We start from the raw sequence: 16,241 nt of genomic DNA on the forward strand, positions 1-16,241 counted from the left end.
ACAATTAAGATTCTAACCCCAACGGGGTTAGAAAGGTGCTTATAAACACCCTTTAAAAAACGATTTTTTCGGCGGTGGAGGAGACTTAAACTCAGTTGCTTTAATCGTATTGGTAGCAGTATCAAGTGTACCGATAACAATAACGCCGTTTTTATTGATCCCTTCTCGCATTTCAGAAAGTTTCAGTTTAGTGGTGTCAATGGTATAAACTTTACCGGTAGCGTGTTGATACAATGCATATTTCGCATCTTTTGTCGTTACACCGGCTTCAGTTGTACGAAAACATCCGTCTGACCCGCACACATAGTTTTCCAAATAACAATCGGCAAATGCACCTTGAGCGGCACATCCCGGAGTTGTTAGGAGACCTTCAAACTCTTCTGGCTCATTGGCGAATGCACTAAATACCAGTGCAGCGCATAGCAATAACAGCTTTTTCATTATTCTACCTCCGCTTTGAGAGATTTGAGATACGCTACGATATTCTCAACCGTATCTTTGTCCAAGAAACCATAATCGGTCATCGTAGAAACACGTTTCCCTTTTTCGATATTGTACCAAGGGGTATTGGCATGTGCATTGCGGTTATACCCCGGCACGACAACGGCTGAGGGTTTTACGATTGACTCACGTAAATAGGCAACTGAAGAGTAACCCCCGACATATTTCAGTGACGGTGCCAAAAATGACGTCGGATCAACCGTCTCGATTTGGTGACATCCGTTACATCCGTTTGCGGCAGCCGCTTCTTTACCTTTTGCCACATTACCTTTTGAATCAGTTGACAATTCGGCGAGCATTGCTGCATTCGATTTTTGCCCCTCAAGATTAATAGCAATCCATGGGCTTAAGTTTTTGATACCGTTACGTCCCATTTTTGTACCGTCCCATACGGCGATCGATACAGGAACGGTACCGTTCAAGTTTACATATTCGTCTTTAAGAGGACGGCTCAGTGTTCCACTCCAGCCGTTCGCTGCATACGTCATAGCTGAGCTTGATTTGACAGATCCGTCTTTAATTTCTGTCAAAGAACGGTACCCTTCACCGACAAAAACTTTCTCATAGTCGTGATTTGCCAAAGCTGCCACTTTCGCGTCGAATTCAGCCAGTTCTTGACCAAATACTCCCGTTTGCTGGCGATTGATCTGATGAGCAACGTCTTTATTACCGTTTGGCTCGTACACTTTCTCCATTGCTTTTTGGAGGTGTACGACTACCGGACGGCCGGTTGAACCCATACCGATGTATGGAAGTACTTGTGGTACTTTCGTTACCCCAGCAAATTGAACGGCAAAACCGTCACTGTAAGAGGTTGTCGAGACATTCGATTGCACATCTTTCGTACCGTCAGCCCATTTAACAAGCAAGGCAATGTTTTTGCCATCATAAAGGGCAGCAACCTGTGCTTTTTTTGCTTTTGGATTTACATTTTCAGGAAGCGAATTGGCTTTTTTATCGTTCATATAGATTGCGGTTTGCGGATAAAGCATTACGGTTTCAAACTTTGCTTTTGACCATACAGCCGAATCAGCTTTAATCGTATCCAAAGGTTCAGATACTTTTAGTGCTGTAATCGCGGGATCAGCCGCGAGTGCCGCAGAAGCGGCAAGACCCAATGAAAGAATAGTTGTAAGAAGCTTTTTCATTAGTGGTGTCCTCCAGCTTTTGTAAACTTACCGGCGATGTAACGTGTATCGACCGGAGCCAATGGGTTACGTTTATTCTCTTTCGCTACTTGTTGGTAGTAGTTGTTGTCCAAACGGAACATATCGGAGTGTTGGTATGCGATCAATAGATCCATAAGCTCACTTACACCGGTCTCTTTACGCTTTTTCATCTCCGCTTTAAGTGTTTTAATCGCAGCATGAACTTCCGGTCCGAACAATTTTTCAAGTTCGCCAATCGGAAGACGGGTTGAGCCCTCGATGATTTTACCCTCAGCGTCAAATTTCGCCGGAGATTCGGTCGGAGGGATATAGTATACGTTTGGTTGCGTACCGTAGTCTGAACGAAGACCCAACGCTACTTTGTATTTGTGTACCAATTTGTGGACTTGCGATTCTTCATCATCCAAGAATCCGACAAAACGGATACGTCCGACACATTGTTGCGCACATGCCGGTGGCAAGCCCTGCTCAATACGTGGGAAACAAAGGATACATTTCTCTGATTTAGAGATTTTCGGATTGAAATAGATCTTTTTGTATGGACATCCCGCGATACAGTAGCGGTAACCTTGACAACGATCCAAGTCAACCAATACAACCCCGTCTTCTTCACGTTTGAAAATCGCATCACGAGGACACGCACTCAAACAGCCCGGATTTGTACAATGGTTACAAATACGCGGCAAATAGAAGAAATAGTTGTCTTGCGGGAATGCACCCGCACCTTCGTCCTCATCCCAGTTCGGTCCCCATGTTGGAGAAACGTGCGGATGAAAATGGTTGCTGTCGCTTTGTCCGCCCATCAATGATTCGTAGTTGTAATCCCAAGGTACCCCGTAATCGGCTTCGAGGTTAGGGATTACACCCGGCTGAAGGTCACCTGCAGCGTCAAATCCGCCGCCAAGTTCCATCCAGTTTTTTGGATAACCGGTACCTGGATAGGTCTCAACGTTATTCCAATACATATATTCACGACCGTTACGGTTCGTCCATTGCGTTTTACATGCTACGGTACATGTTTGGCACCCGATACATTTGTTCAGGTCCATTACCATTGCTAATTGTCTTTTAGACATCTAAACCCCTTAATACTGTACGTCTTTTGCTTTTTCGTAATTCACGGCGCCATCATAAGCGTACTGATTACCATCCCATAGGCCACCAAATTTCAAGTGCCCCCATCCATCAGCCATCTCAAGCAGATTCAATGACGTTGGTACAACTTCATTGTGCCCTTTGTTTTTCAAATACATGTACGGTTCCCATCCATGTTCAAGAACCAACCCATCTGCCGGTGCAGATGAAGAGAGTTTCGCCATCGCATAGAACTCGCCGAGAGCATTGTAAATGCGGATAGTTTCACCATCCTTAATCCCTTTAGCTTCTGCAACCACACGGTTAATTTGTGCTGCAGGGACGCCGCGCTGAAGACGCAATAACGTACGTGACGTTTTGTAGTTCGAGTGGATAGACCAACGAGCATGCGGTGTCATAAACACGTACGGATAGTCTTTCGACTGCGGACGAATCCCTTCCATACCTGTGTTGGTTGCCGCACCCATTTTGATGTACATCTCATGGTCAACGTAGAATGTTTGACGACCTGAAACCGTCTCTAAACGCTCCATTTTATACAAATGGTCTTCGTTCGAGTTAAACGGACGGTCAGAATACAATGGAGATGATTTTGCCGCTTTTTCATTGATCAGCAAGAAACCGCCCACTTTGTACATTTTCTCCATCGTCCACGGCTCATACTGCTCACATTTTTCCAATGCCGCTTGTACTGCCATTTTATCGGTTCCGAGGTAGACTTCACCCGCACCCTCAGACTCGGCATCGGTGTTGGTAAATTCTTTGTGGAAAATAGTCAAATCATGGAAACCCGGTTTCGCGAATTTCGGATGATCTTTAACTTTTGCTTTAGAGATGTTTTCGGAACGGTTTGCCAACTCTTCCATTTTCTTAGCCAAGAAAGTGAACATTGACCATTCATCCATCGATTCACCGATGTTTTTGATGTTTGCAACCGGCTGAGCCAAGTTGGTGAAACGGTGATAACCCGGAGAAGTACGAAGGTCATACACTTCATAGTGTGATTTCGCCGGAAGCAAGATGTCAGCATATTGTGCCGCTTCAGACATACGGTAATCCACATACGCATAGAATTTCGTTTTGTTCAAGAACGCTTTACGATATTCATTCCCTTTATTACGACGGAATTTTGAGTCGGCTACGATCAGAGCACAATCGGGCTGCCACCACGGTTTATTCACATTACCGTGTTTAGAAGCTTGGTTCACTTTATCGTTTTCACCTGATTTAAGCATTTCGCCCAATACCGCCATGTACTCTTTTTTAGACATACCGTTTTGAGCGCGTTTAACGTCTTCGTCACCGAAGTATTGATCAAACGTTTTCATACCGTCACCAAATACGAACTCACCGACGAAACCTGATCCGAAACGTGCGTTGTATTTGCCGCTAAATCCAGAAAGTGCACCCAAACCTGAGAGGGTAAATTCATTTTCCGTATTAATCCCGCCGTATGGTCCCATACGTCCTGTCAACCCACAAATAGACGCAATATTCCAAATGGTCATTACACCGTTGAAATATTTGTTCAACGAGAATCCGGTTGTGATCTCAACGACTTTAGGGATCGCGATATCACGTGCAAGCTGACGAGTCGTATCAGGGTGAACACCGGTCACTTCTTGGATCGATTCAGGGCTGAATTTTGCCGCTGATTTTTTGAGCATTTCGAATACCGTGGTCACGTTACGATCGTGCCCGTGCATATCTTTAATTGTCCATGACCCTTCGAGTTCAGGAACAATACCGTGATCATCAAGGCGGAGTGATTTCTCACTGCTCCCCTCAGTACCCGGCATCAATGCAACTTTACCGGTTGCTTTATTCATACAATAGAATTCTTCATTGTATTTGTGATGATCTTCATCATTCGCGGCATGTTCCATGTCGGTGCGACGGATCATTTTTTGAGTTTTAGTATCAACCAAGAACGGAAGATCGGTCAAGGTTTTCATAAACTCTGGTTTGTAAAGTTTTTCGTTCAAAATAACGTTGATAACACCCATTGCAAGGATATTATCTGAACCAGCTTTGATCGGGATCCAAAGATCGGATGATTTAGCCGTTGCATTGAACTCTGGGGTAATCGTGATGATTTTTGCCCCGTTGTATTTCCCTTCCCACACGAAGTGAGCATCCGGAATACGAGAAACCGATGGATTTCCGCCCCACATTACCGCAGTATCGACGTTATACATGAAATCCCATGTACAACCAAGGTTACCTTCACCGTACGCAATCGCCGCACCCGAGAACATATCTCCGAGGTAGGATGATGGGTAAATACGAATCGCACCGAGCTGTGTCGAGAAACGCAATGGGGCACCGCGACGACCTTCAGTAAGAAGACCCGTACCGGCGTGAACCATCAATTTGTCCGGACCGCGTTCAGGATCAGTCATACAATTGAAAATCTCTTGACATACACGCTCAGCCGCTTCATCCCAGCTGATACGTTTCCATTTACCTTCACCGCGTTCACCGACACGAACCATCGGGTAAAGAATACGGTCTTTTTGGTACATGACTTGTGAATGCTGTACCCCTTTGTTACATCCGCGAGGATTAAAGTCAGGGATTTTTGCATTGATTACCGGATAACGAGCCGATTGGTTCTCACGGGTTACAACACCGTTATGAGACCAAACTTCCCAAGCACAGTTACCTTGACAGTTAACACAGTGGTATGCAAACCCGTGTTCCTCTTTCTTCCCATAAGTAAACGAAAACTCGTTACGATACATATCTTCAGTATAGTTGGTATTCGGATAATTTTCTTTACCGTTTTCAACTGACATTACATTGGTTTTAGCGAATAGTGAACCTTGTGAGGCTACTAACGCTGCCGTCATCCCTGAAACTTTCAGGAAGTCACGGCGTTGATTGTTCATTACTTTTGTCATAGTCTTAGCCTTATCGTTTAATCGGAAGGTTCATGTCGTTACCCCAAACATCCCAGCTTCCTGTGAATACTTTGACGTTTTTGTAACCCAACAATTGAAGTGCCGTAATATGTTCCGAACTTCGTCCCGCACCTACGTGACAGTATGCGTAAATTATTTTATCCGGTGTAATACCATAGTTATCGTATACTTTTTGAATCTCAGCCGCTGATTTGAAAGAGAGCTTTTTATCAGCATCAGAGATTTGACTCCACTCGATAAATGTTGCACCCGGAACGTGCCCGCCGCGTGCAACGTTATCCACTTTCCGCTCACCGACGACTTCAGCGATACCGCGAGAATCGATAATGACGTATTTGGATTTTTTACCGTTTTTAAGGATATCTTCCATTGCGTGTTTCACTTCTTCTTTACCCGCAATTACGTTCCATTTGATTTTCTTAGGATCAATTTTATAGGTTTTTGGCGTTAAGACTTCATCCCCTTTGACGACAAGGAGACGTTTTTCAACTGCAGCCATTTTATCTTTCAACAGTTTGCTGTCCGCTTGTGCTTTGGCAATTGTTGCATCAAGAGCAGCTTTGTCAGCACCCTCTTTTGTCAATGCTTCTTTAGCCTCTTTTGCTGCTTTAGTCGCTGCTTTTAGCTCTTTATTGAGAGCATCGTACTCTTTTTGAGCCGGATCGACTGCCATCATAGCCGCACGCCCGCCGTTTAGTACTTTTACATTTTTATGACCGTAGCTGTCAAAAAATGAATACACACCCGTTGCATTCGGACCTTTGAAGTCATCGTACGCAATAATGGTCATATCATTACTAACCCCTTTGCCTCCAATGTACTTTTCGGCATCATCGATACAGCGATAAAGGGGTGCACAGTGCATCTCACCATCAATCTCTGAATGGTGTAGATGGTGAGCGTACATCTCAACCGACCCTTTAATATGGCCCAATTTATATATATCTTCGTTATCACCCGATACGAACATCACTTTTGGATTACCAATCAGCTTGGCCGCTTCTTCGGCAGAGATAAGAATATTATTATCCTTATACCCATCGGCTGCCATTAGTACGGTCGATGCCGACAGTGATGCCGCAACACATAGTGTTCTTAGCAATCTGTTCATCCGTGCTCCTTCTTCTATTTGAATCTGCACACATTGGTGCGTTAATTTACGGAATTACCGCTTCCATTATAGAGATGAGACTCTTAATAAACGGTAAATTACTTTTTTTGATACACACTAGCATTACAATTTGTTACATATTTATCACAAAATCGAAATAAAGCATGATTGCCCGTTATTTTACGTTTTCTTATACAGCTCACCCTTTTTTTTGACTTACATGCTATAACTAATACTTACATTTTAATCACTTTTTGATAGTATGACGATTATTTTTATCACAATAATATGAAAGGAAATAATTATGGCTGACACTGCTCTTCGCAATGCTATTGCGGCTTCTGATACCGCAACATTAATCGAACTTCTCGAAGACAAAACTCTTCCTATCGAAGGGGTACAATCCATCTATAATGCTTTTAAAGCCGATAAACAACTCGTAGGGCAAGTGGCAATGAACCTATCCTTACGTACTTCTGTCTATGAACGTGAACGTGAGTACAGCCCTATCATGGTTGAACTTTTGATTGATATCGCTAGTAACCCCGTTGATATGGGAGCACGCTGGGCCGTTGCCAAAAACCCGCATACGCCGGTTGAAGTGCTTCGCCATCTCTCAACCGATTCTATCAATCTCGTACGTGCGCTTGTTGCTGCTAACCCTTCAACACCGAGTGATGTATTGGAAAAATTCTTTAGCGATGAAAAAATTGTCCGTGACGGTCTTTCAGGCAATCCGAACACCCCTCCTAAATTGCTCAAAATTTTATGTGATGATAACGATAAAATGGTTCGGATGCGTTTGGCTGAAAACCGTTCAGCTCCTAAAGAGATTATCACGACCCTTCTGGGCGATAACGATCCCGATGTTGTCAAAGCGGCACATGCCAATTTGGGAGAGCGTGAATGAAAAAACGCCATTTTGAAGAACGCAGCCAATTTATGACCTTAGAGAACCATTTTCTAAACACTTTTTTCTCAGGTCTTTATCTCAGCGCAACCGATTTCATTGCTATTGGCAACGCTAACGGATTAGAACTTCGAATGCATTCACGTGAGATGCTTATCAAAGATTTACTCAATGAATCGAACAAAATCGGTACACTTCAAGGAGTTATCGCATCGTTAAACACTCTGATTGACGAACGTATTAATACATGCCATCGTTTAAGCCTAGAATACCCGTCGTCGCGAGCCGCACTGGCGAAACTAGCACAAAAAGCCAACGGAACAAAAGCCCTGTTGGCTCGTGAAGCGAGAGGAAATCCGTATGAACACTAAAGAATTAACCGATGCACTCCAGTCTCTCCCGTATCCGGGCCTTAGCCGCAGCCTCGGTGAACTCAAACTGATTTCCGAAGTCAAAGTAACCGGCACTCATGCAGATATCGAGCTTCTAACCGTTAGTGACGACTCGTATCTCACCGTAAAATCAGCCATTGAATCCTCTTTTAGTGAACAATTTGCCACCCTCAATATCACAAAAAAAGCTCAAATACAAAAAGACACCAACTACGGAAACAGTGCCAACCCGAATAACCGTGCACCTTATGCAGCAAATGTTATTGCGGTTACAAGCGGTAAGGGGGGAGTCGGTAAAAGTACCGTGAGCGTCAATCTCGCCATTGCTCTGGCTCAAAAAGGATACCGTGTAGGTATTTTGGACGCCGATGTTTATGGCCCTAACGTTCCCCGTCTCACGAACACCGATTTGGAAAAAATCCGCTGGAGTGATGATAATAAAATCATCCCGAGTGAAAACTACGGCCTCAAAATTATGAGTGTCGCCCTCACTACCCCTACCTCTGATACTCCACTCGTTTGGCGTTCATCCGTTGCAGTCTCCGCACTCATCCAGTTTCTTGAAGACGTAAAGTGGGGAGAACTTGATTTTATGGTGATCGATATGCCTCCGGGAACGGGAGATATCCAACTCACCATGGCGCAAGAACTTCCTATCACTGCGGGGGTAATCGTTACTACTCCACAACTCGTAGCCAGTGATGACGTCAGCCGCGCTATCCGAATGTTCCAAGACATCCATGTCCCGATGGCAGGTTTGGTCGAAAACATGAGCTATTTTGTGGCTCCTGATACCGGAACACGTTATGATATTTTCGGAAGCGGCGGCGGTGCACGATTAGCGGAGCGTTATAACATCCCCTTATTAGGGCAGATTCCTCTCAATATGGACATCCGTGAAGGGAGCGATAACGGTGAACCGCCGGTTGTTTTGGGAAGCGATGAATTGAAAAGTTATTATCGTGAAATTGTAGAGAATATGTTGAAAGCGGTGAAGTTTAAAGTATAAAAAAGCAGTCATGCCGAACTTGATTCGGCATCTCTCAGACCCTGAATCAAGTTCAGGGTGACAAGGTAGATTTATTTAAAAATCTTCTTCAAATCATTTTCAATCGCACCCGGTACGGTTGCAATCGTCATAAATTCAGTCATTGTAAGCAACGGATAACTGATCGCGATAAAATATTTCGCACTGAGTGCTTTTGCTTTACCATCTTCAATCAATACTGCCCACGGAAGCAATTGTCCGTTTTGAGTTCCGATTTTTTTTACAAATCCGTTTGTGCGGCGTTCTAAATCAACAAAAGCAACATAACGGTCATCCCCGAGTTTTACAACGGCCGTGGTCCCTTTGGCTTTTTGTGCTTTCGCTACCAGATCAGCGGTAGAACCTTCACCCACAACACTCATATCTTCATAATACGGCATTCCAACCATAAAGTGGTATCCCGCTAATCCATCAAATTCCCATTTGTCGGTTGACTCTTTTAATGGGCCAAATGCTTTTCCGAGTGAAGCAAGTGTTGCCGACGCAACTGCGTGGTTATACTCTTTTTGCATAAATGCTTTTCCGAAATAAACCGGATTGGCGATACTGATTTGTTTACGCTCATCATCCACCAAAATACGTCCTACCGCTGCAAGGCCGCGTGATGGTTTATTTGCCATTGCTTTCATTGCGGCATTGGTATAAAGCACAGATGTTCCCGAATCGGTTTTATACGTACCGACTACATCAAAACCACCAGCAGAAAGTTTTGCTTTTGCCTCATCTACCGTTACGTACGAAGCAATTTTATAGGTTGCAACCACTTTTTCAACTTTTACGCCTGCTTCGGCTTCAGGAGAAGTTCCCGCGCAGCCGCAAAATCCGATAACAAGTGCACTCATGAGTAGTGTATAGAATTTTTTCATAGCTCTTTTGCTCCCAATTCAGTCATAATTTTTACAATCTCTTTGTCAAGCGCCGTGATTGAATCGTTCATTTTTTGATCTTTAATCCCCATAACCGCTGTCCAAGTCGCAAGACGCGGCATACCGATCATCAATTTATTTGACCCTTTTTCAACATACATGTACATTGAACATGGTGCTAAAGCACCTGCATCCGGACGGCCTTGGTTAAAAATCCCTTCCGAGAATTTAAAATGACAGAGAGAATAAACCCAATATGCATCAAAACGGCCAAATTCAATATTTGCATCGTTCATTGAGCCTTTAATATCTTTATATCCTGCAATGATATATTGATTGGCTTCAAATACTTCTTCAAATTTACCTTGGAAATCAGCGATGAAAGCATCCAAACTCGCACCACGCTCAAACGTAAGCTCAAATGTCATCATAGGTTTCGCCGGAAGAGCACTGTATTCTACGATCTGAACTTTAGATCCGATCTCTTTTTCGATCATCGCATCGAGTTCAGGAAACGTTGCGATAAATTTAGCACGTACATCAGCATCTTTAACACCGGTAATATCAAGCATAGTTTCCGGTGTGATGTGACCTACATAGGTTTTATCTTCACTCTGTTTTTTATAAACATGGAGATTAAATGGACTGAATCCACCCAGACTCGGCTCTTTCATAAGCAATGGTCCCACTGCCGCATCTTTAGTGACCGAGAAAAATCCGAGATTATCAAGATTTGTCCCGCCGTATTTCGTTTTATACGCATCGTTAATACGTTCATGCGGATCAGACAATACAAATCCGATAGTCGTGATTTTATTATTGACCATATCCATGTATGCTTTTTCTTTATCGCCTTCTCCGATATAGAATTTTGCCCCTTGGGCTCCAAACGCCATTGAAGCGGCCAGTGAAAGTGCTGCCGCACCCAGTAATAGTCTATTAAACATATGATTCTCCTCTTAGTAATCGCTTTTGAGCTGTGATATGCCCTTTTTTAAAAGGGGTATTCTATCACAAAGCCATCAAATAAACGATAATAACAACCCAACTGTTTTGGTCTCTTATTATAGCTTGGAAAGGTGAATGGATTGTGAATCTCTCCCGAGAAGGAGAGAAAGATAATTTCCTAGAAATCGAAATTAAGCGCTACTGTTAACGCGTTTTGAGAATGTTTAGTAGTTACATTACCTGCTCCAACTGTTGCCGCACTGACAGTATCAGATACTTCCGGAGTGTATGTAAATGCTGCGTCAATCGACATAGTCTTGTCCAATGAATATCCTCCACCTATCGTATACGCAGACTCAACCGTTGCAGGGAACATTGCATAGTTGAAAAGATTCATAGTGTCACCATCTGTATTGGGAGCAAAACCTCCTGTAACATTAGTAGCATTTGTATTGTTTGGAATAGGATTTTCCCCATAGTTAAAACCGGCACCCAACCAAAAATCATCTGCACTGTATTTCACACCCAGAGCGTACACCGTTTGATCATCCCAACCAAAATCTTTATACCCTTTTGCATCAGACCATTTAATTTCTTTGACATCCATAGTATAGGTCATAGCACCCATATTGTACGCAACTCCAATACCATACTCTGCTGGTTGTTCAAGATGATCTGACTTTCCAGGTAACGCTAGAGGATTAGTTCCATAACCAAATGCTGCTGCTGCATCAGAGATTTGATTTTTATATTCCATATCAATTGCAGACTTATAATTAAGACCGATTGTCAATTCTTTGACAGGATTGTAGTAGGCACCGATATCATATCCTAGTCCAAAATCATTTGAAGTACCGCTACCTACATGAGTAGCGTCACTTGTGTCATAATCTATACTCAATGCGCCATACTGAACAATCGCAGTAACACCGACACCAAACGTGTCGTTACCATACGCTAATGCCGGAGCAAACTGCATGAGCATTAAAGAACTTCTCATATTATATAAATCTACTTGACCCAACATATTGTCTAACCCGGTACTTCCTCTCCAGTCTGTACCCATACCTGCAGTTCCGTACATACCAAGTCCGAATACAACGTCATCATTAATTCTATGAGAAAGAGCAATAGCAGGTATCATACTAATACCTTCATCACTTGTTTTGCTAACTCCAATAGCCGGATTGCTAGCATTTCCGGCAGTTGACTCAACTTTTACATCCGAATTAAAGACTGTACCTGCAAACGAAAACGAATTATTTGTTTTCGTTTTAGCAAGAAGCGCCGGGTTAGTCAGTGCCGCATCAGCTCCGTTAAAGTTTGCAATACCTGTTCCACCCATAGCACGTGATTTTGCACTAAAGCCTATCAAGTTATCCCCATTTGTAGCGAATGCCGCTGTTGATGTCAATGCAACTGCTGCTGCAACTGCCAATTTAATTGAACGTTTCATTAATTCTCCTAGATAAGTTTGAAATTGAATCGGTAAACGATTCGTAAACAACACCATTATAGGGGCGAAAAAATTAAATTAAACTTAACACAAATATATCACACTATAAAAAAAAATTATATTTTCGATCATACTTGTAATACGACGGATTAATAGGATTATCTTATACCAATAAATCGTCATATTGGGCTGATTATGCCGTTATAACTGGGAATATAACACTAGAGAGAAAAAACAATTCTTTTTGTTCCTAAAACAATTTCGTAGCTCTGTTTCTTACAGTAACATGGAGAGTGACAATTTTGTGATAATTAAAATATTTGTGATAGATATTGTGAAGGGAAATATGGATTCTTGATTAGTTGAAATAATTAATGATTCAGAAAAATGATTATGGAATGAAATGTAAGGGAGTTAAAAAAAGGAGAAAAATCTGAGGCCAGGCGGCGACCTACGTTTCCACACCTGAAAGATGCAGTATTATGAGCGATGAGGGTCTTAGCTTCCGGGTTCGGAATGGGACCGGGCGTTTCCCCCTCTCTATAGCCACCTGAGCACTCAGAAGGAAGGACACCGAAGTGTCATTGCTTCTGAGAGCATTTGTTAGATGTATTCTTATTGTTAAGTCGTCAGACACGTAACTGCATGCACATTCCACCATTTATGCTTAATAAGGCGGTGAGCATAGATAAAGACGAACGTTCTATTAGTACCAGTCAGCTGAAAGCATTACTGCTCTTACACACCTGGCCTATTAACCTTGTAGTCTTCAAGGGAACTTCAGGGAGAGTTCATCTTGGAGTTGGCTTCCCGCTTAGATGCTTTCAGCGGTTATCACATCCGTACGTAGCTACCCAGCGATGCTCTTGGCAGAACAACTGGTACACCAGTGGTACGTCCAACCCGGTCCTCTCGTACTAGGGTCAGCTCTCCTCAACTCTCCTGCGCCCACGGAAGATAGGGACCGAACTGTCTCACGACGTTCTGAACCCAGCTCGCGTACCGCTTTAAATGGCGAACAGCCATACCCTTGGGACCTGCTCCAGCCCCAGGATGCGATGAGCCGACATCGAGGTGCCAAACCTCCCCGTCGATGTGAGCTCTTGGGGGAGATCAGCCTGTTATCCCCGGCGTACCTTTTATCCTTTGAGCGATGGCCCTTCCACACAGAACCACCGGATCACTATGACCGTCTTTCGACTCTGCTCGACTTGTCTGTCTTACAGTCAGTCCGGCTTATGCCATTATACTCTACGAAGGATTTCCAACCCTTCTGAGCCGAACTTTGTAAGCCTCCGTTACTTTTTAGGAGGCGACCGCCCCAGTCAAACTACCCACCAGACAGTGTCCTCCATGCGGATAACGCATGCGAGTTAGCTATCAGAATACTCAAGGGTGGTATCTCAAGATTGCCTCCACTGCAACTAGCGTCACAGCATCAACAGCTCCCACCTATCCTGCACAAAAGTATCCCAATAGCAATGTCAAGCTATAGTAAAGGTGCACGGGGTCTTTCCGTCTTTCCGCGGGTAGGAGGAATTTTCACCTCCACTACAATTTCACTGGATCCCTGGTTGAGACAGCTCCCATCTCGTTACGCCATTCATGCAGGTCGGTATTTAACCGACAAGGAATTTCGCTACCTTAGGACCGTTATAGTTACGGCCGCCGTTTACTCGTGCTTCAATTCAATGCTTCGCTTGCGCTGACACATCCTTTTAACATTCGAGCACCGGGCAGGCGTCACACCCTATACATCCTCTTACGAGTTAGCAGAGTGCTGTGTTTTTGGTAAACAGTCGGGAGGGACACTTTGCTGCGACCCGGTTCTGCTCCAGAGGCTAGCTCCTTCACATACTTAGGGCACACCTTATACCGAAGATACGGTGCTAGTTTGCAGAGTTCCTTAACCAGGGTTCTTCCACGCGCCTTAGAATACTCATCTCACCCACCTGTGTCGGTTTACGGTACGGGCGACAATTGTTCTCGTTTAGAGGCTTTTCTTGGCACGACGGCATCATCGATTCCAAGCGCAATCCGAAGATTTTGCTCGGCCTGTAAGATCTCGGCCTAATGAAACACGGATTTGCCTATGTTTCAGCCTACGTCCTTCGACCCACTATTCCATCAGTGAGCTCGATTAGCCCTATGCGTCCCCCCATCACTCAAACGAACAATTGTCGGTGTTGGAATATTAACCAACTTGCCATCGTCTACCCCTTTCGGACTCGACTTAGGTCCCGACTAACCCTACGATGACGAGCATCGCGTAGGAAACCTTGGGTTTACGGCGAAGCAGATTCTCACTGCTTTTATCGCTACTCATGCCTGCATGCTCACTTCCAAACGCTCCAGCACTCCTCACCGGTATACCTTCAACGCTGTTTGGAACGCTCTCCTACCACTCGTATAAATACGAATCTAAAGCTTCGGTGCGTATCTTAGCCCCGTTATATTTTCAGCGCAGAATCGCTAGATCAGTGAGCTGTTACGCTTTCTTTAAAGGATGGCTGCTTCTAAGCCAACTTCCTGATTGTCTCAGCAACTCCACATCTTTTTCCACTCAGATACGACTTTGGGACCTTAGCTGTTAGTCTGGGTTGTTCCCCTCTTGACGATTGATTTTATCACCCACCGCCTGACTCCCGAGATTACGCATGAAGTATTCGGAGTTTGAAAGGGTTTGGTACCGCGGTAAGCAGCCCTAGCCCTGTCAGTGCTCTACCCCTTCATGTTACGACTCGAGGCTATACCTAAATATATTTCGGAGAGAACCAGCTATCACTAAGTTTGATTGGCCTTTCACCCCTATCCACAAGTCATCCGAGGGTTTTTCAACACCCACCGGTTCGGTCCTCCACTGGCTCTTACACCAGCTTCAACCTGCTCATGGATAGATCACTTAGTTTCGGGTCTGCAGCATCTGACTAATTCGCCCTATTAAGACTCGCTTTCGCTACGGCTTCCCGTGAGGTTAACCTTGCCAGACACCACAACTCGCAGGCTCATTATGCAAAAGGCAGTCCGTCACCCTTCATAAAGAATAGGGCTCCGAATGATTGTAAGCCATAGGTTTCAGGTTCTATTTCACTCTGCTCACCGCAGTTCTTTTCACCTTTCCCTTACGGTACTAGTTCGCTATCGGTCTGGTAGTAGTATTTAGGATTGGAGGGTGGTCCCCCCGGCTTCAGTCAAGATAACACGTGTCCCGACCTACTCTGGATCCTGCTAGCTGTCTGTCAATTTCAAGTACGGGACTATCACCCTCTATGGTCGAGCTTTCCAACTCATTCTTCTATCGACTCGCAATGCCGTATGCAGTCCGCAACCCCGATTGCAAGCAATCGGTTTGTCCTAATCCCATTTCGCTCGCCGCTACTTTGGGAATCTCGTTTGATTTATATTCCTTCAGGTACTGAGATGTTTCACTTCCCTGAGTTCGCCCCCCGTAGGGTAACATACCTCTCGATATGTTGGGTTGCCCCATTCGGAAATCCCCGGATCAAAGCTCTTTGGCAGCTCCCCGAGGCTTATCGCAGCCTAATACGTCCTTCATCGCCTCTACCAGCCAAGGCATCCACCTATGGCCCTTAATATCTTTTTCTAATTTGCGCTCACCGCCTTATTAAGAATAAGACGGTGAAATGTGTTTGTAGTTACGTAATACAAATCTCTTTGTATTATGTTAAATTTGTTTCTCATAGATTTCTCTATGTCAAACATATTTAGTTGACGACTTAACAATAATAATTCAAATAACATTAGACTTTTAAAGTCTAATTCAAATACTCTAAATTAAGTACTTGAATCAGACTTTGTAT

11 protein-coding genes and 2 rRNA genes are annotated in these 16,241 nt (G+C 44.1%); 3 read left to right on the forward strand and 10 right to left on the reverse strand.

The window, feature by feature from the left end; translation table 11 throughout:
• Positions 1 to 39: 39 nt before the first annotated feature.
• Genes B649_RS11675 through B649_RS11695 form a run of 5 tightly spaced genes read right to left on the reverse strand, consistent with a single transcriptional unit; the run spans position 40 to position 6,800 of the window.
• The gene (locus B649_RS11675; RefSeq protein WP_015654729.1) at positions 40 to 441 is read right to left on the reverse strand and encodes a hypothetical protein; all 402 of its coding nucleotides are present in this window, start codon (positions 439 to 441) and stop codon (positions 40 to 42) included.
• Positions 441 to 1,649 carry an ethylbenzene dehydrogenase-related protein gene (locus tag B649_RS11680; protein ID WP_015654730.1) on the reverse strand — a complete coding sequence of 403 codons (1,209 nt, stop codon included), beginning with the start codon at positions 1,647 to 1,649 and terminating at the stop codon, positions 441 to 443. The genes B649_RS11675 and B649_RS11680 overlap by 1 nt, the downstream gene beginning before the upstream one ends.
• Positions 1,649 to 2,746, reverse strand: coding sequence for a 4Fe-4S dicluster domain-containing protein (locus tag B649_RS11685; RefSeq protein ID WP_015654731.1), 1,098 nt, complete (start codon positions 2,744 to 2,746; stop codon positions 1,649 to 1,651). Before B649_RS11685 ends, B649_RS11680 begins: the two co-directional genes overlap by 1 nt.
• A 9-nt stretch (positions 2,747 to 2,755) precedes the next feature.
• Entirely contained in the window at positions 2,756 to 5,668 is a 2,913-nt protein-coding gene (locus B649_RS11690) for a molybdopterin-dependent oxidoreductase (protein WP_015654732.1), read from the reverse strand.
• A 10-nt stretch (positions 5,669 to 5,678) separates the two neighbouring features.
• Positions 5,679 to 6,800, reverse strand: coding sequence for a rhodanese-like domain-containing protein (locus B649_RS11695; protein ID WP_015654733.1), 1,122 nt, complete (start codon positions 6,798 to 6,800; stop codon positions 5,679 to 5,681).
• Positions 6,801 to 7,104: 304 nt separating this feature from the next.
• On the opposite strand from B649_RS11695, the gene B649_RS11700 reads away from it, so the two are divergent.
• Genes B649_RS11700 through B649_RS11710 form a run of 3 tightly spaced genes read left to right on the forward strand, consistent with a single transcriptional unit; the run spans position 7,105 to position 9,111 of the window.
• Positions 7,105 to 7,710 carry a hypothetical protein gene (locus B649_RS11700; RefSeq protein WP_015654734.1) on the forward strand — a complete coding sequence of 202 codons (606 nt, stop codon included), beginning with the start codon at positions 7,105 to 7,107 and terminating at the stop codon, positions 7,708 to 7,710.
• Positions 7,707 to 8,081, forward strand: coding sequence for a hypothetical protein (locus B649_RS11705; protein WP_015654735.1), 375 nt, complete (start codon positions 7,707 to 7,709; stop codon positions 8,079 to 8,081). Before B649_RS11700 ends, B649_RS11705 begins: the two co-directional genes overlap by 4 nt.
• Positions 8,071 to 9,111: an Mrp/NBP35 family ATP-binding protein gene (locus B649_RS11710; RefSeq protein ID WP_015654736.1), complete on the forward strand. Its 1,041-nt coding sequence runs from the start codon at positions 8,071 to 8,073 to the stop codon at positions 9,109 to 9,111. The genes B649_RS11705 and B649_RS11710 overlap by 11 nt, the downstream gene beginning before the upstream one ends.
• 71 nt (positions 9,112 to 9,182) lie before the next feature.
• On the opposite strand, the gene B649_RS11715 is transcribed toward B649_RS11710, so the two are convergent.
• The 5 genes from B649_RS11715 to B649_RS11735 form a co-directional block, all read right to left on the reverse strand.
• Positions 9,183 to 10,016 (reverse strand): hypothetical protein, encoded by an 834-nt coding sequence (locus B649_RS11715; RefSeq protein WP_015654737.1) that lies wholly within the window; start codon positions 10,014 to 10,016, stop codon positions 9,183 to 9,185.
• Entirely contained in the window at positions 10,013 to 10,963 is a 951-nt protein-coding gene (locus B649_RS11720) for a hypothetical protein (RefSeq protein ID WP_015654738.1), read from the reverse strand. Before B649_RS11720 ends, B649_RS11715 begins: the two co-directional genes overlap by 4 nt.
• Before the next feature lie 179 nt (positions 10,964 to 11,142).
• Entirely contained in the window at positions 11,143 to 12,420 is a 1,278-nt protein-coding gene (locus B649_RS11725) for an outer membrane protein transport protein (RefSeq protein ID WP_015654739.1), read from the reverse strand.
• A 438-nt stretch (positions 12,421 to 12,858) separates the two neighbouring features.
• Positions 12,859 to 12,974 (reverse strand): 5S ribosomal RNA (gene rrf / locus B649_RS11730).
• 131 nt (positions 12,975 to 13,105) lie between these two features.
• A 23S ribosomal RNA gene (locus tag B649_RS11735) occupies positions 13,106 to 16,024 on the reverse strand.
• Between the last annotated feature and the right edge of the window lie 217 nt (positions 16,025 to 16,241).

Source organism: Candidatus Sulfuricurvum sp. RIFRC-1 (genome assembly GCF_000310245.1).
GTDB lineage: Bacteria > Campylobacterota > Campylobacteria > Campylobacterales > Sulfurimonadaceae > Sulfuricurvum.

Coding starts and splice junctions, on each gene's coding strand:
- B649_RS11700 (WP_015654734.1), top strand. CDS start 7,105: ATGGCTGACACTGCTCTTCGCAATGCTATTGCGGCTTCTGATACCGCA.
- B649_RS11680 (WP_015654730.1), bottom strand. CDS start 1,649: ATGAAAAAGCTTCTTACAACTATTCTTTCATTGGGTCTTGCCGCTTCT.
- B649_RS11715 (WP_015654737.1), bottom strand. CDS start 10,016: ATGAAAAAATTCTATACACTACTCATGAGTGCACTTGTTATCGGATTT.
- B649_RS11720 (WP_015654738.1), bottom strand. CDS start 10,963: ATGTTTAATAGACTATTACTGGGTGCGGCAGCACTTTCACTGGCCGCT.
- B649_RS11695 (WP_015654733.1), bottom strand. CDS start 6,800: ATGAACAGATTGCTAAGAACACTATGTGTTGCGGCATCACTGTCGGCA.
- B649_RS11725 (WP_015654739.1), bottom strand. CDS start 12,420: ATGAAACGTTCAATTAAATTGGCAGTTGCAGCAGCAGTTGCATTGACA.
- B649_RS11685 (WP_015654731.1), bottom strand. CDS start 2,746: ATGTCTAAAAGACAATTAGCAATGGTAATGGACCTGAACAAATGTATC.
- B649_RS11675 (WP_015654729.1), bottom strand. CDS start 441: ATGAAAAAGCTGTTATTGCTATGCGCTGCACTGGTATTTAGTGCATTC.
- B649_RS11705 (WP_015654735.1), top strand. CDS start 7,707: ATGAAAAAACGCCATTTTGAAGAACGCAGCCAATTTATGACCTTAGAG.
- B649_RS11690 (WP_015654732.1), bottom strand. CDS start 5,668: ATGACAAAAGTAATGAACAATCAACGCCGTGACTTCCTGAAAGTTTCA.
- B649_RS11710 (WP_015654736.1), top strand. CDS start 8,071: ATGAACACTAAAGAATTAACCGATGCACTCCAGTCTCTCCCGTATCCG.